Below are 25779 nucleotides of genomic sequence, written 5' to 3' on the forward strand. Positions count from 1 at the left end.
CAACGCAGGCTGAAATTCGGATCATTTTGACGGCAGCATACCACGCGGTCGAACTCTGCCTTTCAATATGCTCGGATTATTATAGGGCGCTCAGCCCACCTACAAACCCAGAAAGAAGAACTAAATTTCATGACGTTGAAGAGCACTAGCTTTTCGACGGCCGCTGCTGTTGCGCCGTCGGAAAACCAATCGATGCAACCTCGCAAGCGCGGCCGCAAACCAAAGCCCGTCGTTGAGTTTCCCCAAGCGGTCATATCTGAATGGACGGATGTCTCATGCTTCCACGAAGCGTTCGCCTTACAGCTCGAACGACATTCCGATTCTATCGGTCACCTGCACAAGGCACTCAGCCATTTCGGCGCGAAGATCGAACGCTCAACGTTCGTCCAGTGGGCGGCCGGCAAGAAAGCTCCGACTTCCGTGAAGAGCATCGCGATCCTAGCGATGATCGAGCGACGATACCGCCTACCCGCTGGTTACTTCAAAGCTAAGTTGACCAACAATTCGCGGGCAGCGAGCGGGCACATACGGCTAAGCGGCGTTACTCGCTCCGAGCGGCGGAGGCTCGCATGGCATCTGCCCGACGATTTCGATGACCGGACTGCGCGAGATCGGCAGGAAATATTGCAGTGGGTACGATCGGTCATCATCTCCGGCACGACGGATTACCGACGCTATCAGGCAGAGGCAGCGAAGCACCGGTTTGCAATACGCTTTCCTTCCCTGACACACCGTCGGCGTCTGCGTGATTTCGATCCAGCTAACGAGGGCGGGATTCAATCAGCCGATGAAGCAGACTTGGAACTGGCCGTGGCCCGCGCAGATGCGCCGCCGCCGTTGGAAGCGGAGATGGCGGACCTCGTGAGGTTCAAGACAGCTACGTTGACGGACATTGGGTTCCACAGGAACGGTGTCTGGAACGAAGCCACGGCCTTTCAGAAAATCGAGCACTTGGGGCTTCTCTTTGGCGCTCTCGCGGCGTCGCCGCGCAGCGTGGTCAAGGGATACGGTGTTCCGACCGAAAGGCTGGCGATGGGACTGCTGGTCTTTCCTGCAATCCTAGATTGGTACGTCCAGTGGCGCGAACGCCGCCGCGGCTTCTACACGGTCTGGGAAGCGAACATGTTCCAGCTCGCGCTCGCTTTTTGCCGCGTCGAAACCGGCTGGCTACGCCAGTCCCCTGGCTTGGCCTCGCGTCTTCAACCGATCGCCGGGTTGGTGTCGAGCGCGGACATCGAAGAGGTACGGTCGGATTGGGATGGAGCGTGTGACAGGCTTTATAGGCACGGTCTTTCCCGCGTGAAGGAGATCGAGCGCGTGGCTCGCGTTCACCGCGACCCGTTCGAGCCCATCATGCCCGTGCTTGAGGCCGATAGTCCTGTGGGCGAGTATCGCAAGATCACCGATGAAATCCTCAAGCTGATGCCGAACGCTCTTCGCTATCCTCGCGCTGCAGCGGAAGCCTCCCGATCCTTCCTAATGCTCCGCCTCGGTCTGCACCTAGGCGTTCGACAGAAGAATCTTCGCCAATTGCTAATCTGCCCCAAAGGGCGACTGCCGACGGCCGAACGCCATCTCGAAATGCGGAAACGCGGCGAGCTCAGATGGAACGTCAAGGAGCATGGCTGGGAAGTCTTGATCCCAGCGTCGGCCTTCAAGAACGCTAGCTCATCCTTTTTCGGGAACAAGCCCTTTCGTTTGGTGCTGCCAAACCTCGGCGGTCTCTATGAGCATATCGAGGCTTATATCGACCGGCATCGCCGTGTCCTTCTGGGTCGCGCCAAAGACCCCGGAACATTCTTCGTGAAGACGGTGAAGACAAAGACCCGCGATGCCTCATATAATCAGACGACCTTCTATGAGGCTTGGCGACAGATCATTCAAAGATATGGCATCCGGAACCCCTATACCGGGCGCGGCGCGATAGAGGGCCTGTTGCCTCATGGCCCGCATAATGTCCGGGACGTGCTGGCTACTCATATCCTCAAGCAGACCGGGTCATATGAACAGGCCAGCTATGCGATCCAAGACACGCCCGACACGGTCGCCGCGCATTACGGACGCTTTCTGCCACAGGACAAGGCCGCTCTCGCGGCTCAAATTCTGAACAGAGTCTGGGACGCGGCTTAGGCGATGGGCAATCCCTTTTCGCCCTCTGACTTCCTGTTTGATTGTCCAGCCATGACCTTTTGATCAACAGTGCAACGCGCCGCGAGCCCGTCACGGGCGAGCGGAGCGCGATTTTTCGGCTCCAAGGGTAAGGGCGGCGACATGGGCATCGCCGCCCTTAGCTTTACGCAGCTTTGCGCTGCGGTTCTTCCTCAGTGTCATGTGAGGCTGCTTCGCTATGCGCGATCACGGTACCGACCCCACCGCGCTCGGTGTAGGCGGCGGGTGGGAAGGCCATCCACTTCGGCACCCACTCTTCCACCTTGGCGCGGCCATTGCTGCCGTCCAGATGATCGCGAACGATCGCCTTCAAGGTCGCGCCCTTCTCTTTGGCATTGGCCGCGGCAACCTCGCCCCCACCGACCTCCGCAACCAGCGCGGTCAGTACCTCCTTGTCGCGAAGACCGGCGAAGAACGCATCGTCGGCGCTCCACCACGCAGCCATGTCGATACCGATGTGGAGGCCCACCGCTTCGACGACTGCGCTCCCGGCGAACAGAGTTTCGCCCATGACGATGGGGATCACGTCCATCACCGCGCGGTCGGGCAGATCAAGCAGGCGCTGGAACAGGTCCGCGAGCGGCATAGGGCTGCCACCGGTCACGGTCGGTTCCTCGGCATCAAACCCGAGCAACGCCAACACCGCGCGCCGTTTCTCGTCGAACACCGCTTCGGCTCGGCTGACCTCGACGCTTTCGCGCACATCGTCATCTTTCGCCGACTGCGGCTCGACCCGCACATTCCAGAGCGGCGACCCCGCGATGGCGTGGGCAACCATCAAGCGCAGCGCTACCGCCGGATGACCGGTCAGTTCGGCGCGAACGGCGGCATGGCGATGAAGATCGACATAGGTCTGCATCCGCGAAGTCAGTTCCAGGCGCGAGGTTGTCGGCGCGGCGTCAATCGTCTCGCCCTTTTCGATGCGCGCCGCTTCCTTGGCCGTGACATAGCCCTCGTGGATATCGACCTCGCCGCTATCGCGCACCTCGATATAGACGCGCCCGCCCTTTCGCTTCGGCGCGTGACGATGTTCCCATTCGCGAAAATGGTCGCCCTTGGGCAGGACAACGACCTCGTCCCACCCCGCGTCCAAAAAGCGCGCGCGACGTTCCTCGACGGCGACAAGCTGCGCGGTCCAGAAAGCATCGCTGTCCGCGAAATAGCGTTCTTCCCCGAACAGGTCGGCAATGATCGCGAGGCCGCTCGCCTCGACGTCGAACAGGGCATGGGCCGCGCTGATTGCGCCGCCGCCGAACAACCAGTTCTTGAGCTGCTGGCCCTGCGGGCAATAGGCATCCGCGTCGTCGAACAGCGCCAGCCATGCGCGCTGCTGCGACTTGGACGCCATCGTCAGGTGCCGCACCGTGCCCGCGCTGATCTTCTCCTTCGCGTAGAGCGAGCGGATACGCGGCAAGAGATTGCCGAGCGCGAGAATGCGCTTCACCATTGCCTCGGGCATTCCGAACGTATCGGAAATATCGGCGATGCTGCGCCCCTCGCGGACAAGCCGCGTATAGGTGACCCATTGCGTCACCTCGTCAGCATCGCGCCGCGCGACATTCTCGATCAACGAGGCTTCGAGCGCTGCGGCATCGTCGCCTTCTTCGAGGATGGCGCAAGGAAGCGGCTCGGCCTCGCCCTTCTCGCCCGCGACGATGGTCGCCGCCGTGAAGCGCCGTGCGCCCGCCACGATCTCGAACGCACCCTCGGCGCAGTTCGGCCGGACGATCAGGGGAACGAGAACACCGCGCGCCCGGACAGTAGGCAGTATATCCGCCACATCCGGCGCCTTCTTGGCGTAGCGCATATTGGTCTTGCTGATCGACAGCTTGCCAAGGTCGATAAAGTCGAGTTTCATTGTCTTCACCTTTCTTCGTGGAAGGTGCCGGTCCGTCGAGTTTCGCGATTGGGCGGACCGGCTTAGGTTCGGCGGCGAGACGCGCCGCCAGCGTCTGCCTCAGCCCTCGGACTTCGGAAGTTCGTCGCCACGCGCGGCACGGCGGAAATTCTGTTCGGCGGTGATGATCGATCCCGCGCGGCGGGCCGCAGCGGCCCAGCCGGAAAGCGGAACCTCGGATGCGAAGCCCAGATCGCGCTCGATGCCGAGACCGAAGGACAAGCGCACCGACGCCAGTTCGGACAGGCTGAACGAACCGAGTTCGGGGCAGCCGAACCCGAGATCGGCCAACCCAAACAGCGTATCGCCATCCTCGCCCAATTCGGTCGCGAGCCACGTTGCCGCGCCGACCGGAGAGAAGAATTTGGCAACCGGCACGAAGTCCGGTTCCACCGCACCCGCCATCACGGCGGCACGCCGCGCCTCGTCATTCGCGCCCAAGGCGTCATAAAGTTCAGCGGACAGGAGCTTGCCCCCATCGCGGCGCTCTTTGTTCTTTCCCATGTCATCCTCCATTCCCGCCCCCTAACCATCAGGCCCCCGGCGGAGCGGGGTTGGGCGGCGAGAACGACCTGCCGGGCGCGGCCAGGAAGGCGGCCCGCACCCGAAGGGCTGGAACGAAGAGGAAGAGCCGCGCAGCGGCTTGCGGGACGCCGGGACGCGCCTAGAGGGGAGAGCCGGCCAACCCAGCGACAGACGGGAGGCCGATCGACAACGCCGCAGCGTTCAACGCGGCGCCGACATTATCGTCAGCGACGAAGACTTATCCGCTGTTCCGGCGGATCGTGAGAAGAGACGCGCTCTCGGACCGGCCGCAGGCTGTGCGGCGTGCGCGCGCAGATGTGCTTAGCCGCCGCACCGCCAAGATAGCCGGGCCGAGTGCGCAGCGCGGTCAGGACAGACACGCGATCCCTTTCGGCGCCTGCCGCCGGCAGCGAGCGCCCATTTTCAACCGCGCACTATATCGGGGGCGTCGCGGGGGCGGCCAGCCTCTGCGGAAGGGGTACGGACGGACTACAGGCCGGCCGTCAGGGGAAGGCTTTCCCCTTTGAAAAATCCAAACCGCCGATCCCACGGTGCCAAAATTTCGTGGCAACCACCATGGATCGTCAGAGTCCCAATGGCGCGGGTAGACAAAACGGGTAGCCAGTCCGCGATCAGCCGATTAGCAACGCGGCATGACACCGCACGAATTTATCGCGAAATGGCGCAATAACGAACTGAAAGAACGGTCGGCATCACAAAGCCATTTCAACGATCTATGCGCGTTGTTGGGCGTCGTTGATCCGATTACGGCCGATCCCGCGGGCGAATGGTTCACCTTCGAAAAGGGCGCGTCAAAGACGAGCGGCGGCGAGGGATGGGCCGACGTCTGGCGCAAGGCCTGCTTCGCCTGGGAATATAAGGGCCCTAAAAAGGATCTGAAGAAAGCCTTTGACCAGTTGCTGCAATATAGCGTCGCGCTGGAAAACCCGCCGCTGCTGATCGTCAGCGACATGAACCGCATCCGCATCCATACAAACTGGACCAACACGGTCCAGGAGGTCCACGATTTCGAGCTGGACGATCTGATTGACGGCGACGTGCGTGAGCGGTTGAAGCGCGCCTTTACCGATCCTGAGCATTTCAAACCCAGCAAGACGCGGCAAGCGCTGACCGAGGAAACGGCGAAGGAATTTGCAGGGCTGGCGCAGCGCCTGCGCGACCGCGGACATGACGCCGGGCAGGTGGCGCATTTCGTAAACCAGCTCGTGTTCTGCATGTTCGCCGAGGATGTCGGCCTGCTGCCCGACAATCTGTTCACCAAAATGCTGGACCTCTGCCGCAGCGATCCGGCAAGCTTTGCCGAACATGCCGGAATGCTGTTCGGCGCGATGGCAAAGCAGGGCGGCAAGGTTGGCTTTACGCGGATCGACTGGTTCAACGGCGGGCTATTCGCGGACGACTATGCGTTGCCCGTTACCCGCGACGATGTCGAAGACCTTTACAAGGCGGCGCAGCGCGACTGGTCGCAGATCGACCCATCGATCTTAGGCACCCTGTTCGAGCGCGGACTGGACCCCGCGAAGCGCAGCCAGTTGGGCGCTCATTATACCGACCGCGACAAGATCATGATGATCGTTCGCCCGGTAATCATCGAGCCGCTGGAGGCCGAGTGGGCTGCATCGCTGGCTAAGATCACGGCGCTGATCGACAGCGCGCCGAAGCGAACCAAGGACCGGCTGCTGTCCCCTGCGGAAAGGCGCAAGGCTGATAAGCTGATCGGCGAGGCAGGGACGATCCATCAGGCTTTTATTGAGCGGCTGGTCGATTTTCGCGTGCTCGACCCGGCGTGCGGATCGGGCAATTTCCTATATGTCGCGCTCCGCGCACTGAAAGATATCGAGCATCGCGCCAATCTGGATGCCGAAGCGCTGGGGTTGTCGCGCGGGTTCCCGCGGGTCGGGCCCGAATGTGCACTAGGGATTGAGTTAAACCCCTATGCCGCTGAACTCGCGCGCGTGTCGGTATGGATCGGAGAAATCCAGTGGATGCGGCGTAACGGCTTCGATGCGGCGAAGAATCCGATCTTGCGCAACCTCGATACGATCGAATGCCGCGACGCTGTGTTGAATGACGACGGCACGCGGGCGGGTTGGCCGGTCGCCGACGTGGTGATTGGAAACCCACCGTTTTTGGGCGCTAGCAAACATCTAAGAGAACTGGGCGACCAATACACCGCTGATCTTAGAGCAGCTTATAAAGGTAAAGTTCCCGAAAGTGCGGACCTCGTGTCCTACTGGTTCGCCCAATGCGCAGACGCGATTGTAAAAATAAGAGCGGCGGGGTTAGTCGCGAGTAATTCAATTCGGTCTTCCGGTAGCAACATACCTTTGCAAGCGTTCGCGGCCGAACTTCCAATATTTTGTGCTTGGTCCGACCTGGCTTGGGTTGTCGACGGGGCCGCTGTTCGCGTTTCGATCATCTGCGGCTCTCGCGACGATTATGCTGAAATGCGATTGGATGATCGGCTCGTACCTTACATTTCCCCTAGCCTTACGACAGCAGATAACAATGTCGCTAAGATCGCGAAGCAAAAGGGCATCATCTTTCGTGGACCGCCAAAAATTGGGCCATTTGATATACCGGGTGACCAAGCAAGAGCTTGGCTATCCGAACCTCTTAATCCGAACGGCGAATCAAACGCCAAGGTTCTAAAGCCCCTTTGGATCGCAAATGATGTCGTTAGACGTCCTTCGGATCGCTGGATCATCGATTTCTCTGATATGCTGGCTGACGAAGCTGCACTTTTCGAGTCTCCCTTCAGTCACACCCGCGACCACGTCAGGCCAGTGCGCGCGACCAACCGGCGACCTTTGCGCCGTGATAACTGGTGGTTGCACGGAGAAACCATTCCAGCGCTCAGGCGTGAGATGAGCAAACACGAGCGCGTTATCGTGACTCCAATGGTTTCCAAGCATCGCATTTTCGCGTGGATGCCGGTTTCTATTTTCCCCGACCAACGATTGATGGTGATTTGCAGGTCGGACGACACAACTTTTGGAGTTCTACATTCTATTTTTCACGAACTGTGGACGATGGCCAATTGCTCGTGGCACGGCGTCGGCAACGATCCTGTCTATAACGCCGGGAACGTGTTCGAGACCTTCCCATTCCCCGTCGGACTTACCCCTGACGCCGCCGCCGCAGGATATGTGACCGATCCGGGGGCTATTGCGATTGCCGCCGCCGCGGCGCGGTTGAACGAGTTGCGCGATAATTGGCTGAATCCAGCGGATCTGGTGCTTCGGGTGCCCGAGGTGGTAGCGGGATATCCCGACCGCATATTGCCGAAGAACGAGGCGGCGGCCAAGGAGCTGGCGAAGCGGACGCTGACTAATTTATACAATGCGCGCCCGACGTGGCTGGACAATGCTCATCGCGCTTTAGACGCGGCGGTCGCCGATGCCTATGGCTGGGGTGACGACTGGCGCGGGGGGATGCTGTCCGACGAAGAAATCCTGTCACGGCTGCTCGTTTTGAATCAAGAGCGAGCATCGGGACGTGGATGACCGACACATGAAGCGTGCTGTTCGCGAGCACGCGTGCCGGCCCAATTCTCAGGTTTTGAACGAGGTCTGAGCGCATTAGCGGTAGCTGTTGCTCGCTTAGGCAACGTTCCACGGCAAGGACCGGTAAAATCCATCGACGGAAGCAAAGCATTCATCGAAATCGGGCAATTCGCCGATTTCGATCGCGAGTGTATCCCATTCCTTGCGCGCGCGTTCCTTGATTTCGGCCCTCGAAAGTGCTCCCGAATCGGGTTCGATCGCCCGCGCCTTGCTCTTCTCGCAGAGCGTGTTCAGCAAGGTCTGCTTCTCTTCATCGTCGAGTGTGAAATAGGCCAGTAGCGAAGCGATGTCATATATGTCCTGCCGGCGATTACGATTGCGGACCTCCTGTTGGAGGAGCGCGCGCAGCTTTTCGGCGATCAGATCGATGAGCGAATAGGCGCGGAAGGTTTCGCCGGTCTCGCCGAGCCGGACGAGCTGGATCGCGTTCACCGGTTCGCGAAAGCTGATATCAACGTCGAGGATAGTCGGCGAGCGCCCCGCCCGAAATTTCGCCTCCTGTGGAGTGCCCCGCCGCGCGTAACCGATCCGCAGGGCAAGCGCAGGTCCCCGCGCTTTCTCGAACATCTGTTCCGACGGCATGAAGCGCGAGCTTTGCACCGCGCACAAGATGTCAGGATAGCCCAGGCGCGCGGCGGCGCGGGGGAGCGCGTCGCCCAGCGCGTCCTTGAGCGCGTCCACGGTTTCGCCCGTCGGATCGCTGATCGCGGTGAAATCGACATCGCCCGTCTGGCGGGGGCTCTCATAGACGACTCCCATCAGGATGCCGCCCTTGAGGAATATTTCGTGCGCGAATGGCGTCGTCATTCCGAGCGCAGCGAGGAATATCTCGGTGACCTGCCGCTCGAGATAGGCTTCAGGATCAGCTTTCGCCTTTTCAATCCATTGGTCGATGTCGACGGTACAGCTTTCGATTTCGACCGGATCAGACATTGAGCGACAGCATCCACTTCTCTGAAAACTCGCTGGCGAAAGGTTCGCCGGCGACGAGTACGCGGCTCGACCCGCGCTGCGCAAGCGCCGACCACGCCGCGATGCGGGAATCGGTAACGCCCAAGCGTTCGTCGAGGATATAACCGGCGCGGACCTTGAGGATCGGCTTAGGCGCTCCGTCGATCGTTGTCAGGACATCGTCCAGATAGGTGCGGATGTGCTCCGACCAGATCTCCAATATATGCGCCATGCCCCCGCAGCGCGCAGGTTCGTCTAACATATCGAGGAAGGTCTGGCCGATCGTCGCGATCCGCGCGAGGGTGCCCTTGATCGCAACATGCTCCCCCACATGCTTGGTCGAAAGTATCTCGAGGCGACGGCCGCGAACGCTCGCTGGATGGCGCACCGCCGTGGGCCGCTCTGCGGGACCATTGAACCGGTCGAGATCATTGTCGAACCGAATATTGCCGCTTGGTGCCGCCGCCTTGACGAGCTGCCGCTTCAGCGCGGCGGTGGGCTCCGTCAGAAACAGGGCTTCGGGGCGACGATTGGTGAGACCGTAGCGCTGCATCGCCGACATATGTGAAATATAGCAATAGGGATCGACCGAGCAGGCGATATCTTCGGCTGCGGCGTCGGACTTGCTCATCACGCGGTAGAGCGGACGATAGTCATTATCGCTACGGATGATCCCCTCGGCCACGAGCAACGCGCGCGTACGGCGGAAAATATCGTGGTTCGGCTTGTCGCCGCGCAAATAACGTGCGTCGCCGTCCTTATAAATTTGTGTCAGGACATCGAAAATCTCGTAGTTCGAGAGGACCGGCTTATCCTGAGCGTCCAAACGACGCGCCAGCGATTCGGCAAGATTGGTCATCCGCTTGCGCATTTGAAAGGGCCGGGTTGCTTTCATTTTTACCTCCTACCCTATACCCTATGTCCTTAGGACATAGGGTATAGGGTAGGATATGAAAAGTCAAGCCTTCCCGCCGACTTGATTTTCACACAGTGCTGTTTATCCTATGTCCTTAGGACATAGGATAAACAGCACTGATAAAAACCTTGCTCGCAGTGGCGTGTAAGAGCGTCGAAAAGACTCATTGAAACTCATCGCGCCCACCTCTCACCCAAATTCGCAGCCGGCCTTGGCCGTTTGCTGTCAGGCCGCTTCCGGGACGCAGATCTCAACAAGCAGACATTTGGTTGCGTTAGCTCGTGAGGCGGATATCCAGAATTACATTTACGTCGACAAAGCGGTCAAAATGGCCGTCCAGGAAACCTCTTAAGTGATTGCCCAACTACCCGACATTGGAACAGCCAAGGCCGGCAACGGCAACGGCAATTATAGTCGGTTAATCAGATGGTGGGGGGGAGGTAGCTCAAAAGCTGCCAGCATTCCGGTCGATGCCAGCGCAACGACCAATGGCGGCTCGATCGACACGGTATCAAGCCGCGGCGCTCCGCATTTGGTAGCAAGGAATTCATAAATCGTTTGCGATCGGCCTCTCACGGAACGGCTGTTTCACCGCATCCGCACTATGCCGAGCTAGCGCGGCTGGCATTCCCCGATTGCAACCTGCTTATCCTGTCGTGCTTCCGCCGAGCGAGGCGAGCTCGCCGCGCTCGCGCGCCTTGCGGCCATAGACGAGTTCGAAGAGCGGCCCCGCCATCACGGTCGTCGCGATTGCCATGAGCACCATCATCGCGAACAGCGTCGGGCCGATGATACCCTTTTGCAACCCGATGTTGATGATAATCAGCTCCATCAGCCCTCGTGCATTCATCAGCGCGCCGATGCCAAGCGCGGTGCGGTTGTTCTCGCCCGCCAGCCGTGCAGCGAGCCAGCAAGCGCCGAACTTCGCCGCGATGGACACCGCGAGAATACCGAGCGCGACCGCCAGCAACTTCCAGTCATTTACCATGTCGAGCCGCGTATTGAGCCCCGAATAAGTGAAAAACATCGGCAACAGCAGCACGACCGTCATCGGCTCGATCTTGCGACGGATTTCCTCCGCGAATAGCCCGCGCGGCATGCAGACGCCAAGCAGGAAGCCGCCAAACACCGCGTGGATGCCTGCGGTGTCCATGACGAAGGCCGATAGCGCGTAAAGGATCAGCACGACTGCAAAGAGCGTGTGCGTCAGCTCGCCCTTCGCCTCGACCGCGCGGCCCAACAGCATGAACAGGCGGCGGCCCGCGAGCAGCATGAACGCGACATAAGCGCCGCCCCCGAAGATCGCGAGCAGCGCGACACCCGGTCCTCCGCCGAAGGTCGCGAGCACGATCGCGAGCACACACCACGACACCGCATCGTCGAACGCGCCGGCCGTCAGCGACAGCGTCCCGAGCGATGTGTTCGCAAGTCCGCGCTCGTTGATGATCCGCGCGAGCATCGGAAACGCGGTGAGTGCGATGCAGGCGCCCATGAACAGCGTTGCGCTCACCGGACCTATTCCCGGCAAAAAGAGGCCCGAAATGGTCAGAAGATATGGCGTGATCGCAAAGGCAAAGAGGAAGGGCACGATGATCCCCGCGGCCGACACGCCCGCGGCGCTTCGCGCCTTCGACTGAAAATGGTCAAGACGGAGCGTCGTCCCGACGATGAACATATATAACCCGACCCCGAACTGCGCGACGACATAGAGGATGTTGCGCGTCTCTTTCGGGAACAACACGGCCTGAAAATCGGGGAAGAAAAGTCCGAGGAGCGAGGGGCCGAGCAGCACGCCAGCGATCATCTCGCCGACGACCTGCGGCTGGCCGAACCATTTCTTCGCCGCCCAGCCGGTGATCCGGCAGACGAGCAGGATCACCGCAATCTGCAGGAAGAAATGGATGCTGTAGTCCCCCGGCGTGTAGCTTCGTGCTGCCTCCACAGCAGGGCCGTGCGCACCAAGCGCATCGCCGATCGCGCGCGCGAAATCTTCGACGAGTTCGCGCGTCACGGTCGCCGGGCCGCGACGGGAAAAGTGGGCGGGACGAAATTTAGCTCCGCTCGGGACAGAAAGCGGTCGATTGCGGCAAGATCGGCGGGGCGGTCGGTCGTGACGGGTGATCGCATGGAGGCATTGGACGGGAAAACACCATATCCGGCGAACAGGCAATGCCAGCTGCTATTCGGGTAAAAGGCGCCGATGCCGAGATCTTCGATCGCTTCGCCAATATCGGCACCCGTGAACCAGGCCGTGATCATCGCCTTAAGATTGTCCGACAAAGTCTCGAGTCCGGCGGCATCGCGCCAGTAGCCCCGATCGGCGTCGCGCTGGTTCATCCGGTAATGCGCAACGATATAGTCGCGAACGCCCTCATAGCGCGCCGCGATCCGGGCGTTGAAAATGTCGCGGTGCCTGGGGGTGAAGCCTCCGCCTTCGAAGGCCGTGATGAACTCTTGTGCGGTCGCGATGACGATGTGGAGCGCGGTCGCCTCCAGCGGCTCGATGAAACCCTGCGCCAAACCCATCGCAAGGCAATTGGCCGTCCAACTATGTTCGAGCCGTCCGACCTTCATCTCCAGATGTCTCGCCGGACCATCCGCATCGGTTAGCCCAAGCGCAATTCTGAGCTCGCGTTCGGCCTGATCGCGGTCAAGATAGCGGCTTGAATAGACATAGCCGTTTCCGATCCGCGTGGTCAGCGGGATGGCCCAGCGCCACCCGGCCGTCATCGCGATGCTCTTCGTAGCCGTGACGACCGGGCCCCTTTCGTCATGCGCCGTCGGCATGACGACGGCCCGGTCGTTGAAAAGATTTTCCGCAAATGGCAGAAAGCGCGCGCCGAGCGCCTGTCCGGCGATCAGCCCCCCGAAACCACTGCAGTCGACGAAAAAATCCGCCGCCAGTGCCTCGCCGCCCTCCAGCCCCAGCGATCGCACATTGCCGTCGGCCCCGACGTCGACGCTAACCACCTTCCGCGCAAGATGCGTCACGCCCTGCGATACCGCGTGATCGCGGAGAAACGCGCCGAGCTTGTAGGCGTCGAAATGATAGCCGTAGGCGAGATCGAACGGGAAGGATTCGCCGCCATGCGGTCCCCCTCCGCGAGCGGCGACCCGCCCGGCAAGGTAAAAGCGGTCCGGATTTGCCGGGACGTCGACGCCGGTCCGCCGTAACGCGGCGTTGCGGAAAAACTCGGCCTGGGTATGCACGTCGAGCGTTCCCGGGAAGGGGTGGAAATAGCCCGACTCCTGGCCACCCGCCGACCAGCCCTCGAACGCTATCCCGAGCTTGTAGGTGGCGTCGCACGCGGGCATCCATTCGGCTTCGGCTATGCCAAGGCCGTCGAAAAAGGCCTTGAGCTGCGGTGTCGACCCCTCACCCACCCCGATGATTCCGATGTCGGGGGACTCGACGACCGAAATCCGGATCGGGCTGTCACGCCAGAGATGTGCAAACAGCGCCGCCGTCATCCACCCGGCGCTACCCCCGCCGAGAATGACGATATGAAGCGGTTCCTCGGCGGATGGGCTCATCGCGGCGCCATGAGAAAGAGGAAAATTTCCGGGAGACGGGCTGCCCACGCATTTTCGTCATGCGGTGCGCCATCATAGACGCGACTTTGCCATTCCCGTCCCCGCTCCCATCCGCTGGCGGCGAGGCGCGCGTCGATCGCTTGCTGATATGGCGCATAGTGGGCATCGAGCGTGGCCGTGCCATGGTCCATCCAGAGACGTCGCCCGTCGGGTGGACCAAGGCGTGCCGCGAACCAACCATCCCAGAGCGCGATCAGCCGAGGGTCCGCGTCGCCCACGGCGCCGGGCGCGACCGCCGGCCAATGCGAGCTGACGCATGCCGCGCGGCCATAGACCGCCGGACGTTCGAGAAAGGCATAGCAGCTCATGAGGCCGCCCATGCTCGATCCCATGATCACGGTGTCGTTGCGCCCCGGACGAGTCCGCAGCGTCGCGTCGACCCATGATTTCAGAGGCCCCGCAAGCCAGTCGAGATAGGCGTCCGACAGAATCGGACCGCCCGCCGCCGCCGCCATAGAAGCGGCAATATCGGGCGCCGCGAGCCGGTACGCGCTCGCCGGAAGATACTGGCGATAGCGATCCACGCCCGGCGCCCAGATACCGACGATGATATGCGGCTCGGCTCCTCGCTTCATGGCCGCCAGCATGGCGCGGTCCGCCTCCCATATCTTCCCGAAGTTCGACGACGCCCGATCGAAGAGATTATGGCCATCGTGCATATAGACGACCGGATAGCGACGGACGCCCTTGTCGTAGCCGGGTGGCAGCCAGATCGTCAGGCGTTGCTCGGGCAATCCGGCAGCGAAGACATGATCATATTGGAGAAGACGGCCGCGATCGGCGGCTTCGGCAGGCAGGGCGAGCAGCGCCCACAGCGCCATCAGCGCCGCCACCAGGTGCCGCCGGATCGTCATCGTCCGGGATGCAGGCGCATGGCCGCTCCCCCGCCCGGAGCGAGCCACAGGCGGTACGTGTCGCCCTTTTTCACCCGGATATTGTCATAGGCGATGCGGTGCCGGGCGTCGGTGAGATAGGTTGCGCCTTCGCCATCCTTGTAGATGGTTGCCGTATAGGTCTTGCCGGGATCGAGGAAGTCGAACCGCAGCGACAGCGTCCGCTCGGTCGCATCGTTGACGCCGCCGACATACCAGTCGGCGCTTGCGCGGTCCTTGCGGGCAAAGATCGCATAGTCGCCGACTTCTCCGGCAATCAATTTGCTCTCGGACCAATCGGCAGGGACTTTGGAAATGAAGTCGAGTTCGCGCGGATGCGCCTCGAGGTTTTCGATGAAGTCCGCGGCCATCTGGATGGGAGAATATATCGCAAGGTAGAGCCCAAGCTGCTTCGCAAGCGTCGAGGCCAGCGGCGCCTTGTTTGCGCCCTCGAGGCTGAGCACGCCGGGGGTGAAATCCATCGGTCCGGATAGCATGCGCGTGTACACCAGCGTCGGCTCGTGATCGGGGCCGTTGGCGAAGGCGCCCCAGGCGTTATATTCCATGCCTCGCGCACCTTCGCGCGCGACCCAGTTCGGGTACGTGCGGCGAAGGCCGGTGTCCTTCACGGGTTCGTGAGGGTTGACCGCGATCTTGTACCGGGCCGCCGTCTCGACGACCTTGAGATGATGTTCGACCTGCCGCTGGCCGTCGTGCCACTCCATGCGGGTTTCGCCAGGCGCATCGCCGGGTGCGATGATCCCGCCCGCGTCGGCAACATAACCGGTCTTGACGGCTTTGACGCCAAGCCTTCCATACAGCCTCATCGCATCTTCGAGCTGCGCCTCATAAACGGCTATGTTTCCGCCCGTCTCGTGATGACCGATCAGCGTCACGCCCTTGCGCTTCGCATAATCGGTCACCGCCGCGAGGTCGAAATCCGCGGTCGGCTGGGTAAAGCTGAATTTGTCGCCATGGCCGAACCAGTTTCCGTCCCAGCCCTTGTTCCAGCCTTCCACCAGAACCCCGCCGAACCCGTGTTTCGCGGCAAAATCGATATAGTCCTTGGTTCTCTGGGTCGTCGCACCATGCTTCGGCCCCTCGGCCCAGCTCCAGTCCCCACGGATCATGCCCCACCAGATTCCGACATATTTCATCGGCTTCACCCAACTGACGTCCCCGAGCTTGTTCGGCTCGTTCAGGTTGAGTTCGAGGTCGTTTTCGACGAGACCCGCCGCCGAATCCGCGATCCTGATCGTCCGCCATGGCGTCGCGAAGGGCAGATCGCGCGTGACGCGCGGTCCGCGCGACGACGGCGACAGGGTGGCGCGAAACTTCTGCCCTTCAGCGCGCTTGAGCCACATGCCCGCATAGTCGACCAGCGCGGCCTCGTGAAAGGCGAGATGCGTCCCGTCGTCGAGGCGCATGGTCAACGGCGTGTGCGCCGTGGCGACGGCGTCGATCGGCGTTTTCTGGTAGACCTGCTCATAGCGGTTCCATTCGCCGCCGGTAATCCACCAGGCCGTCCCTTGGGGTACGATGTCGAACTCGGTGAATTCGTCGGCGATATGCGCTGTCTTGAAGCCGGGTTGTTCGGGCAACTCGTAGCGGAAGCCGATGCCGTCGTCGAAAAGCCGGAAGCGAAGGTTCATCGCGTGGCCGCCCCAGCTCTCGTCTTGCCGGAACCGGACCAGCAGTTCGTTGTGCACATCGCGGATGAAGCGGCGTTCGCCCCACGGTTGCTCCCAACGCGTATCGGAACGCTTGCGCTCGCTGTCGACGATCGAGAAGCCGCGTTGCAATCCGATGCCGTCCGTCAGGATGAACCCGAGTTTCGAGGGCGCGATGAGCAGCTTGCCCCGCCGCGACAGCGACCATGTCGGTCGCTGGTCGCCGTCGGTGGACACCGTCAGAACGATGCTGCCGTCGGGCGAGGTGGCGGTTTGCGTCGCCGGCGCCGGCTGGGCGAGGAGGGGAACCGGGGCGAACGAAACAAAGGCGGCCAGAGCCAGACGGCGCATCACATATCTCCTTGGACGTTCAGCCAGAGCGCGCCGCAGGGCGGCAGACAATCGATGGTGGCTCCGTTGAGCGCCACGACCGGCGTGCCGACACCCGCGTGCCCGGAAATGTCGATTGTTCCATTTCCAAGATTGAAGAGGCAGCGAAGGTGATCGTTCCTGGCAATTCGGTCAAAGGCGAGCAGATCGCCCTCGGTTATCCAGTTCCGGTTATCGCCCGCGCGGAGGGCCGGGTACCCGGCGCGCAGCGCCACAAGTCGACGCGTCAGATGCAGCAGCGAGGCCGGATCATCCTCTTGCCGGTCGACCGCGAGCGCCGCATGTGCCGCGCCCAGCGGCAACCAAGGCTCAGCGCTGGAAAAGCCCGCATGGGCCGTGCCGCCCTCCCACGGGAGCGGCGTGCGCGCGCCGTCGCGCGACAAGGTAAGCGGCCAATTCTTGAGAGCCTCGGGATCCTTGATCAGTTCGAAAGGTATGTCGACCTGGTCCAGTCCCAATTCCTCGCCGTTGTAAATGATGATGTTGCCGCGCAGCGCACAAAGCAGCGCCATCTTCATTCGTGCATAGGCCGCGCGGTCGGCGCCGGGCGGAGTCCAGCGGGAGAGAGCTCGCGGCGCATCGTGATTTTCGAAGGCCCAGCTTGGCCAGCCGGTCCCGGGCGCATCGGGCCATTGCTCCGCCGCCTCGCGAACGAGCTTCGGGGTCAGCTGGTCCGCATAGAGGAAATCGAAGCCATAGGCGCTGTTGAGCCGGTGCCCGCCGGCGGTAAACTGCCGCATTTCGCGCACCGCGTCGTCGCCGCCGACCTCCGCAACAGTGAACCTGTCGGCATAGCGATCGGTAAGCGCCCGAATCCGTTCGAGAAACAACGGGATGTCGGGGTGCGACTGGTTGTAGATTTTTTGCTGGAAATCGAAGGGCCGCGTCCGGACCTTGTTCGAGGGCGCCGCCGGCGGATTGTCGCGAAGTTCGGGATCGTGCATCGCGAAATTGATCGCGTCGATACGAAAGCCGTCGACCCCCCGGTCGAGCCAGAATTGCACGACGTCGAGCAGGGCCTGTTGCACGTCGGGGTTATGCCCGTTGAGCTGCGGCTGCGAGCCTAGGAAATTATGGAGATAATATTGGCCGCGGCGCGCGTCCCACGTCCAGGCGGGGCCCCCGAACACCGACTGCCAATTGGTCGGCGGCGTACCGTCGGGCCGCGCGTCCGCCCAAACATACCAGTCGGCCTTCGAATTCTCGCGGCTCGTGCGGCTTTCGGCGAACCAGGCATGGCGATCCGACGTGTGGGCAAAAACCAGGTCGGTGGTTACCTTCAGACCAAGCGCGTGCGCGCGGGCGATGAGTGCATCGAAATCGTCGAGAGTCCCGAAAATCGGATCGACGCCGCGATAGTCGGAAATATCATATCCGAAGTCGTCCATCGGCGAAGGGTAGAAGGGAGAAAGCCAGATCGCATCGACACCGAGGGACGCGATATAGTCGAGCCGGGCAGTAATGCCGGCAAGGTCCCCAACCCCGTCGCCGTTCGAATCGGCGAAGCTACGCGGATAGACCTGATATATGACGGCACCCTTCCACCAAGGCGGAGAGGCTTCGGTACAGCTATGCGGGTCTTTTGCGAGGGGCTGGTTTATCGTCACTGTTGTTTTCGCTTATTCGCCGGCCTGGCAGATCAAGGTGCCGAAGGCCGGGACGGTGATGGCAAGGGTGCCGGGCGCGGCGGAGGCTGCCGGACAATTGCCTGAAAGCGCCTCGAAGGCCCGGCTTTTCATATCGACCGCGATGTTAGCGGACAATTGCGTTGTAGACGTATTGAAGGCGAGCACGACCTCGCGGCCGGTGTCGGGATCGAAGCGCGACACGGCTAACAGACCGCCCTTGTCCGAGAAGGCCCGCACCGTCGTGGATCCGCGCATGAGCGCCGGTGTGTGCCGGCGAATAGCACTGAGCGTCGCGATATGGCGATACAGCGGATGGCTGGCGTCGAAGTTCGCGGTCGCGGTCGTGGCGTTGCTGCCGACGAGATCATTATCGTTGTAGACGGCGACTTTCGAGGCGAACATGTCTTCGCGCGCGAGCTGGTCGTTGCCGTCCGACAGGAAGCCCTGCTCGTCGCCATAGTAGATGGTGGGGATGCCACGCAGGGTGAGTAGCATGCTGTGCGCGAGCTTGACGCGGGCCAGAAGCTCTGCCTCGTCCGCTTCGGGGTTCGCCTGTTTCACGAAGGTCGCGACACGGCCCATGTCATGATTGCCGAGGAAGGTCGGCAATGTCAGCGCGGCGCGCGCGCCGCCCTTGTAGAGGATGTCGCCGTCGAACAGGCGGGCAAATTGGTCGGTCCCCTTCGTTCCGCTCGCCGCGTCGATCGCGGCCCGGGCGAAGGCGAAATCGAGCACCGCGGGAAGTCCGGCGGAATGCGTATAGGCCGCCAGCGCACCGGGATCGAGCGCGTCGATGTAAATTTCCCCGAAGATATGGAAATTGGGAATTCCGCGGGCCCGCGCACGCGCCTGCATCGCGGGGACGAAGGCTTGCCAGAATTCCGGGTTCACATGCTTGGCGGTATCGATGCGAAAGCCGTCGATGCCGAACTCGTCGATCCACCGTCCGTATATTTCGATAAAGCCCTTAATGACTTCGGGATTCTCGGTCGCCAGATCGTCGAGTCCTGCAAAATCACCGTAGAGGGCGGACTCGCCGACCCAGTCGCTGTTGCCACGATTATGATAATAGACCGGATCGTTGAGCCACGCGGGGGCCTTGCTGTGTTCCTCGCCCTTCGGGACGAACGGCTGATAGGCGAAAGAGGGGTCCACGAGCTTCGACCAGTTATCGGGGCTCGGATCGCGGTCACCTGCGAAACCGGGATTAATCGCCGGTCCGTCGACCCCTCCACGCCGCGCAAAGGGATAGTCGGCGAGGCTGCGGTAACGATAGCTCGACGCATCGCCATCGCGATACTGGATAACATCGGCCGTGTGGTTGGTGATAATGTCCATATAGACCTTCATCCCGCGCGCATGAGCGGCGTCGACGAAGGCTTTGAACTCGGCATTGGAGCCGAAATGCGGGTCTACGCTCGTGAAATCGGTGACCCAATAGCCATGATAACCAGCGCTTTCGTCGCCTTTCGGTCCCTGCACCGGCTTGTTGCGGAAAATCGGCGCGAACCAGATCGCGGTGGCGCCGAGACCCTCGATATAATCGAGCCGTCGCGTAAGCCCGGCAAGATCGCCGCCATGATAAAATCCCTTCGCGGTCGGATCATAACCGGTCGCAAGACGATCGCCTTTCAGCCCGCCGCGATCGTTCGACCGGTCGCCATTTTCGAAACGGTCGGGCAGCACGAAATAGATGATGTCGTCGGAGACGGGACGCGAGCGCGCATCTTCCGCAGCCGCCGGTGCGGGAAGCGAAGCGACAAGCATCGCGAACGGAACGAACCAACGGATCATGCAGCAACTCCTGCGGGACGCGCCGCGGCAAGGAAGGCGTCGTAATTTTCCATCTGCGCGACTTCGCGCTCGATCGTCAGCGAGATGCCGGCTATAAATTGCGCTAGCTCGGCCGGTTCGAGACTGTCGGCAAGCGGATGCCAGCGCAGGGGCTCGACCGCTTGTCCGACCAGCACCTGCAGCCATCCCGATTCGGTGAAAAGCTCTTCATGTTCGCGGAAGATCAGGCCTTGCGCGCGGAAGAGGTCGATTTTGGCTGCAAGGGTGTCGGGAACGTCCATTTCCGCCCGGTCCCGCCAATAGGGCGTGTCCCGCCGCTCGGTCGCCTTGAAATGAAGAATGATGAAATCGCGGATACGCTCCCATTCGAAGTCGCTCTGCCGATTGAATTCCGCGGCGACCGCAGGGTCGGCGGCGCCTGACGGGAGCATTTTGACGAGCCGCGAAATTCCAGCCTGAACAAGGTGGATGCTCGTCGATTCCAGCGGTTCCATGAAACCGCTCGCAAGGCCGAGCGCCACGACATTGCGGTTCCACATCCGCCGTCGCTTGCCGCTGACGAAACGCAGCTGGTTGGGCTCCGCCTGCGCCGCGCCGTCGAGATCGGAGAGCAGCGTATCCAGGGCAGCATCGTCGCCGATATGCGCCGAGCAATAGACATAGCCGTTGCCGATGCGGTGCTGGAGCGGAATGCGCCATTGCCAGCCGGCATCGCGTGCCGTGGCGCCGGTCCACGGAAGCTGCGGCACCGTACCGTGGGCGCAGGGCACCGCCACAGCGCGATCGTTAAGCAGCCAGCGCGACCAATCTTCGTACCCGCTCGCCAGCGCGCCCTCGATCAGCAATCCGCGAAAGCCAGAGCAGTCGATAAAGAAATCGCCGTCGAACCGCCGTCCGTCGTCCAGCGTCACGCCGGCGACGTCGCCGCGCTGCGGATCAAGGCGCACCTCGCCGATCCTGCCTTCGATGCGCTCGACGCCGCCCGCCTCGGCGCGGCGCCTGAGGAAGGCCGCGTACAGCGCTGCATCGAAGTGGTAGGCATAGGGCATTTCGAGGAGGTAGCGCGATGTGCGGGGCGCGCCCCGCTGCATCCGGCGCGCGCGCGCCGCCCGCTCGTTCAGCGAATAATGGTCCAGACTTTCGGCCAGTCCCGCGGCGCGCGCGCGCAGCCAATAATGGTGGAAATCGACCAGCCCCAGACCGCGGCCTATCGCCCCGAAAGCGTGCATGTAGCGATGGCCGACGCGCGTCCAGTCGCGAAACTCGATCCCGAGCTTGATCGTTCCCTGCGTCGCCGCCAGAAATTCATCTTCGTCGATGCCGAGCGCATCGTTGAAAAGCCGGATTTGGGGGATCGTCGCCTCGCCGACGCCGACCGTTCCGATTTCATCGGACTCGACCAGCCGCACCGACCAGTCGCGCGGCAGGAACCGCCGCAGGCAGGCGGCCGCCATCCAGCCTGCCGTCCCGCCCCCGATGATCATCAACCGCATGGCGATCCTTTGACCAGCGCCGCCCCGGCGGCGCAACAAAATGATGGGAGCGGCGCGACCCTGCCGCTCCCACCCAGGGAGGGTTCAGAATTTGAACGAGGCGCCCGCGAGGAACCGGCGGCCATATGTCTGATAGTCGATAACCGCCCGGCTATCGCGCGGATCATCGGTGACGAACGGCTCGTCGGTAAGATTCTGGCCCTGGACGAAGATCGAGAGGCCCTCGAGCGCACTGCCCGGCTGGAAGTCATAGCCGATCTGTGCGTCGATAATCGTCTCGGGCCGGGCGCGGCGCCGCACGCGAGCGCCACCGAAGCCCGACACCTCGCCGATGAAGCTCGAGCGGTAGCGGGCGCTGACGCGCGAGTTGAATCCCCATTTCTCGAAATAGGCCGTACCGTTCGCGACCCACTTCGAATAGCCCGGGATATCCTCCGCAGGCGCGCCGGGCGTGGGCGCGATCTTGGTCTTGGTGTAGGAGGCGCCGCCGGTCACACCGAACCCGTCGAGCGCCGATACGATCTCGCCGAACGGCAAGGTGCCGGCAAGTTCGACACCGTAGAGTTTGCCGCCCTTGCCGTTGATGGGCGCGTTGATCGTGCCCATGTAATTGACGATGATCGGCAGCCCGTTGCCGTCGTTCCCCGGCGCCTGGATCGGATAGCCGGTGAAGTCGAACGCGATGTCCTGATTGTAGATGTAGCTCTTGAGATCCTTGTAGAAGAGCTGGACGGCAAGATAGCCCTTCGACCCGAAATATTTCTCGAAGGTGAGGTCGGCCGCGTTGGCGCGCCACGGTCGCAGGTCGGGGTTGCCCGAACCGCCGCGAACGACGGCGCAGGTGCGCCCCGTTGGGCAGACCATGCCGCCCGGGTCGCCGATCGTCGTCCCGTAGCTGAGCGTCGCACGCAAGTCGTCCAGGCGCGGGCGAATAATCTCACGCGCGACGCTGGCGCGGATCACGAAGTCACTCGCGGTGCGAAGCGAGAGATTGAGGCTGGGCAGCACATCGACATAATCGGTGCTCTCGCGCCGCGGGATCCCGACGATATTGGGTGAACCGTTGGGATTGGTGCCGGCGAAAGATGCGGTGGCGCCGTTCGAATTCTGATCCGTAAAGATCGCCTGTACACCGACGTTGCCGGTAAGCACCGACGAACCCAGTTCTTGGTCTATGTTCGCCTGGAGATAGGTCGTCATCACCTTCTCGCTGACGTCATAGGCCTTCACCACCACGTCGCCATAAGGGTTCGGCACGAGCTGGTAGAGGCCGCCGGCGAGCAACTCGCGCGGATCGTAGCTGACGACGGGCCCGAGCCCGAGGTAGGCGAGATTCGTCGTCCCAAGACGATATTGCTCGGGAATCGTCACGCTCGTCAGACCGTCGGTATTCGCGACCAGACCCACGAACGCCTCGTCGGGAACAAGGCTTTTCGAGCGGTCTGTATAGTTCACGCCGAATTGCACCGAGCGGAGGAAGCCCTCAAGCTCGCGTTCGACTTCGACACGGTACTGCCAGAGCTCGTCCTTGATGATGCGGTTGTTGTAATAGCCGTCCTGGCCGCCGCGGATCCGCGCGCCATCGACGCCCGTCTGATCCCCGCCCCAACCCAGGGGGCTGGTCAGCTGGATCAGGTTATAGTCGCCATAGTTGAGGGTGGGGCTGAAGATGGTCCCGTTGCGGTCGCTGGTGAAACCGATCGTGTCGGTCGCGCCGACGTCGGCGCCGCGCCCGGTGCCGGCATTGCTTTCGAAGATCAGCTCGTTGCGGTCGGTTTTCGACATGCTGATGTCGGCCGTGACATTCCAGCCGTCGTCGCCTTCCCAGCGGTTGTTCCAACCGAAGCTGTAGAGCTTTGCATTGCGCTCGAACACGTCGTTGCGCACGACGCCCTCGACGTTCGAGAAGCGGCCGGCGCGCGCAAACACGAACTGACCGCTCGAATCGATATCGGTGATCGTCAGCTTGGTGGCGTTGGGGCTGGCGGGATCATTGTTGACGTCGAAGCCGAGCGGAAGCTCGATGCCGCGCTTGATCTGGTCATCCTTGAAGTCCGAGTAGAAGGCGTCGAACGTCGAGGTGAAATTGGGGGTGGGCCGCCATTGCACCGTTCCTTGGAGGCCAAGGCGCGTGAGCTGGGTCGAGGTCGCATAGCTTTTGGAGCCGCCGATCACCACCGGGCTCGCCGCGGTGCCTCCGCCGGCATAACCCCAGGCGTTGAATTCCTGAATCTGGTAGGGCTCGTCGACATAGGATGCCGAAAGCGCCACGCCGAGCGTGTCGTTGGCGAACTGGTCGACGAAGACGCCGTTCACACGGTAGCCGTATTTCTTCGAACCCGCGTTCAGCTTGCCGAGGTCGGCCCATGTGCCGCGAACCCCGACCGAGATCGCCCGCTTGCCATAGTCGAGCGGGCGAATGGTGCGCAGGTCGACGGTGCCCGAAAGCCCCTGTCCGACGATCGAGGCCATCGGCGTCTTGTAAACGAGGACCTGGTTCACGACCTCGGACGGATATTGGTCATACTCGACCGCCCGATTGTCGCCGGTCGAGGTTTGCTCGCGGCCGTTGAGCAAGGTCGTCGAGAAGTCCGGCGCAAAGCCGCGGATCGAAATCGAGTTCGAACGGCCCGAGACACGCTGCGAGGTCAGGCCGGGCAGGCGCGCGATCGATTCGGCGATCGACGCGTCGGGTAGCTTGCCGATATCCTCGGCCGAGATGGATTCGACCACCTGGTCGCGATTCTTCTTCGCGTTGACGGCGCTCTGGAGGCTGGCGCTGTAGCCGGTGACGACGATGTCGCTGTCGGACGCGGCCTCGTCGGCGGGCGCGGCGGCGCCGTCCTGCGCCATCGCGGTGCCCGAAAGCATGGCGGTCAAGGCAAAGCCGAGCGCTACGGTGCTGGCGCCGCGGCGGAGGCTGATAGAATTACGCATAAAGGCTCCCCTGCTGCGATGGGGGGTCGTTCGCGCAACGGCTCGGGAGCGGCAGATCGCGCCGCACGGCATCCTCGTCATCGCGTGGGTGTTCCCATCGTCGGTCCAGCAATTGAGACCAAATCGGCCGCGCGACCATAGGGTATACGTATACGCATATCGTCGCCCGTCAGCCGCTGTCGCGTAAATGTCACAGCGCGATGGGCTCGACCCATTGGCAGTACGGCCGGCGCTCGCTAGTCTCGACGCAAGGACGGGCCGGCCTGAAGCCGACCGAACCGGGAGAAGGATATGGGGCGACCGCCAACGGCCAAGCCTACGAGTTTCGATATCGCTTATCTGGCCGGCGTGTCGCAGCCGACCGTCTCGCGCGCGCTGCGCGGCAGCAAATCGGTGAGTGCCGCCACCCGCGCCAACATCGAGCGGATTGCGCGCGAGCTCAACTATACCGTCGACAAGAATGCATCGAGCCTCCGCTCGCAGCGCGCCCACACGCTCGCGCTCCTCTTCTTCGAGGATCCGACCCCAGACGAGTCGATGATCAACCCCTTCTTTCTTTCGATGCTCGGCTCGATAACCCGGCAGTGCGCCCTGCGCGGCTATGATCTTCTGATAAGCTTCCAGCAAATGAATAACGACTGGCACGTCGACTATCAGGACAGCCACCGGTCTGACGGCATCATCCTGCTCGGCTATGGCGACTATCAGCTTTATCGCGCCAAGCTCGAGCATCTGGTGGAGATGGACACGAAGTTTGTCCGCTGGGGATCGGTCGCCGACGACAATATCGGATTGACGGTCGGGTCGGACAATATCGGTGCCGGCGTTCAGGCAGGCGAGCATTTCATCGAGATAGGTCGCAAATCCATCGCCTTCTTGGGCGACGCATCCAACCACGCGCCAGAGTTTCAGGATCGCTATGCGGGCCTTTGCCGGGCGATGACGGCCGCGGGCCTGACGCCAGATCCGCGGCTGCAGCAGCCTGCCGTTTCTTCCGAGCAATCGGGCTATGAAGCCGCGCGCGCGCTCCTCGCCACGGGCATTCCGTTCGACGCCCTGTTTGCCGCCAGCGACCTGATCGCGATCGGGGCCATGCGCGCGCTCGTCGAAGCCGGCTTGGCACTGCCGCGCGACGTCGCGTTGATCGGGTTCGACGACATCCCCGCGGCCAGCCTGACGTCGCCGACGCTGACAACGGTGATGCAGGACTTGAAGGGTGCCGGGGAATTGCTCGTCGATGCGCTGCTCGGCCGCATCGACGGTCGGCCCGCAGGGCGATGCATCTTGCCGACGCGGCTGATCCGCAGGCAAAGCACATCGCCCTGATCGGCTAAGTATTCGTATACCTTGACCCGA

The 25779-nt window shown here is 62.1% G+C and carries 15 protein-coding genes; 3 read left to right on the top strand and 12 right to left on the bottom strand.

The features are described from left to right. Positions 1-129: 129 nt before the first annotated feature. Entirely contained in the window at positions 130-2130 is a 2001-nt protein-coding gene (locus tag AC3WS4_RS07355; RefSeq protein WP_492735348.1) for a hypothetical protein, read from the top strand. 163 nt (positions 2131-2293) lie between these two features. Here AC3WS4_RS07355 and AC3WS4_RS07360 read toward each other — a convergent pair whose 3' ends face one another. Both AC3WS4_RS07360 and AC3WS4_RS07365 read right to left on the bottom strand, forming a co-directional pair. After that, a complete protein-coding gene (locus AC3WS4_RS07360) occupies positions 2294-4027 on the bottom strand; it encodes a ParB/RepB/Spo0J family partition protein (protein ID WP_492735346.1) in 1734 nt (577 codons plus the stop codon). Between the two features lie 99 nt (positions 4028-4126). Then, positions 4127-4570 (bottom strand): DUF2958 domain-containing protein, encoded by a 444-nt coding sequence (locus AC3WS4_RS07365; RefSeq protein ID WP_492735344.1) that lies wholly within the window; start codon positions 4568-4570, stop codon positions 4127-4129. 674 nt (positions 4571-5244) lie between these two features. Between AC3WS4_RS07365 and AC3WS4_RS07370 the strand changes: the two genes are divergently transcribed. After that, on the top strand, positions 5245-8118 hold the full coding sequence (locus AC3WS4_RS07370) for a class I SAM-dependent DNA methyltransferase (protein ID WP_492735342.1): 2874 nt from the start codon (positions 5245-5247) through the stop codon (positions 8116-8118). Between the two features lie 96 nt (positions 8119-8214). Here AC3WS4_RS07370 and AC3WS4_RS07375 read toward each other — a convergent pair whose 3' ends face one another. The 10 genes from AC3WS4_RS07375 to AC3WS4_RS07420 form a co-directional block, all read right to left on the bottom strand. Next, entirely contained in the window at positions 8215-9111 is an 897-nt protein-coding gene (locus AC3WS4_RS07375) for a nucleotidyl transferase AbiEii/AbiGii toxin family protein (RefSeq protein ID WP_492735340.1), read from the bottom strand. After that, positions 9104-10024 (bottom strand): hypothetical protein, encoded by a 921-nt coding sequence (locus AC3WS4_RS07380; protein ID WP_492735338.1) that lies wholly within the window; start codon positions 10022-10024, stop codon positions 9104-9106. Before AC3WS4_RS07380 ends, AC3WS4_RS07375 begins: the two co-directional genes overlap by 8 nt. A 667-nt stretch (positions 10025-10691) precedes the next feature. After that, the gene (locus tag AC3WS4_RS07385; protein WP_492735336.1) at positions 10692-12056 is read right to left on the bottom strand and encodes a cation:proton antiporter; all 1365 of its coding nucleotides are present in this window, start codon (positions 12054-12056) and stop codon (positions 10692-10694) included. Then, positions 12053-13579, bottom strand: a complete 1527-nt coding sequence (locus AC3WS4_RS07390; RefSeq protein WP_492735334.1) for a tryptophan halogenase family protein — start codon at positions 13577-13579, stop codon at positions 12053-12055. Before AC3WS4_RS07390 ends, AC3WS4_RS07385 begins: the two co-directional genes overlap by 4 nt. Continuing rightward, positions 13576-14493, bottom strand: coding sequence for an alpha/beta hydrolase (locus AC3WS4_RS07395; protein ID WP_058457390.1), 918 nt, complete (start codon positions 14491-14493; stop codon positions 13576-13578). Before AC3WS4_RS07395 ends, AC3WS4_RS07390 begins: the two co-directional genes overlap by 4 nt. Continuing rightward, entirely contained in the window at positions 14490-16532 is a 2043-nt protein-coding gene (locus AC3WS4_RS07400; protein ID WP_257546725.1) for a glycoside hydrolase family 97 protein, read from the bottom strand. The genes AC3WS4_RS07395 and AC3WS4_RS07400 overlap by 4 nt, the downstream gene beginning before the upstream one ends. After that, positions 16532-18178 carry an alpha-amylase family glycosyl hydrolase gene (locus AC3WS4_RS07405; protein ID WP_492735331.1) on the bottom strand — a complete coding sequence of 549 codons (1647 nt, stop codon included), beginning with the start codon at positions 18176-18178 and terminating at the stop codon, positions 16532-16534. Before AC3WS4_RS07405 ends, AC3WS4_RS07400 begins: the two co-directional genes overlap by 1 nt. Positions 18179-18190: 12 nt before the next feature. Then, the gene (locus AC3WS4_RS07410) at positions 18191-19993 is read right to left on the bottom strand and encodes an alpha-amylase family glycosyl hydrolase (RefSeq protein ID WP_492735329.1); all 1803 of its coding nucleotides are present in this window, start codon (positions 19991-19993) and stop codon (positions 18191-18193) included. Then, the gene (locus AC3WS4_RS07415; protein ID WP_257546733.1) at positions 19990-21486 is read right to left on the bottom strand and encodes a tryptophan halogenase family protein; all 1497 of its coding nucleotides are present in this window, start codon (positions 21484-21486) and stop codon (positions 19990-19992) included. The genes AC3WS4_RS07410 and AC3WS4_RS07415 overlap by 4 nt, the downstream gene beginning before the upstream one ends. An 84-nt stretch (positions 21487-21570) precedes the next feature. Next, complete coding sequence (locus AC3WS4_RS07420) at positions 21571-24423, bottom strand: TonB-dependent receptor (RefSeq protein ID WP_137869759.1); 2853 nt, start codon at positions 24421-24423, stop codon at positions 21571-21573. A gap of 291 nt (positions 24424-24714) precedes the next feature. On the opposite strand from AC3WS4_RS07420, the gene AC3WS4_RS07425 reads away from it, so the two are divergent. Then, the gene (locus AC3WS4_RS07425; RefSeq protein WP_058457385.1) at positions 24715-25749 is read left to right on the top strand and encodes a LacI family DNA-binding transcriptional regulator; all 1035 of its coding nucleotides are present in this window, start codon (positions 24715-24717) and stop codon (positions 25747-25749) included. The last annotated feature ends 30 nt before the right edge of the window (positions 25750-25779 follow it).

It is taken from the genome of Sphingopyxis sp. EU05-FHT14B03 (assembly GCF_058790875.1).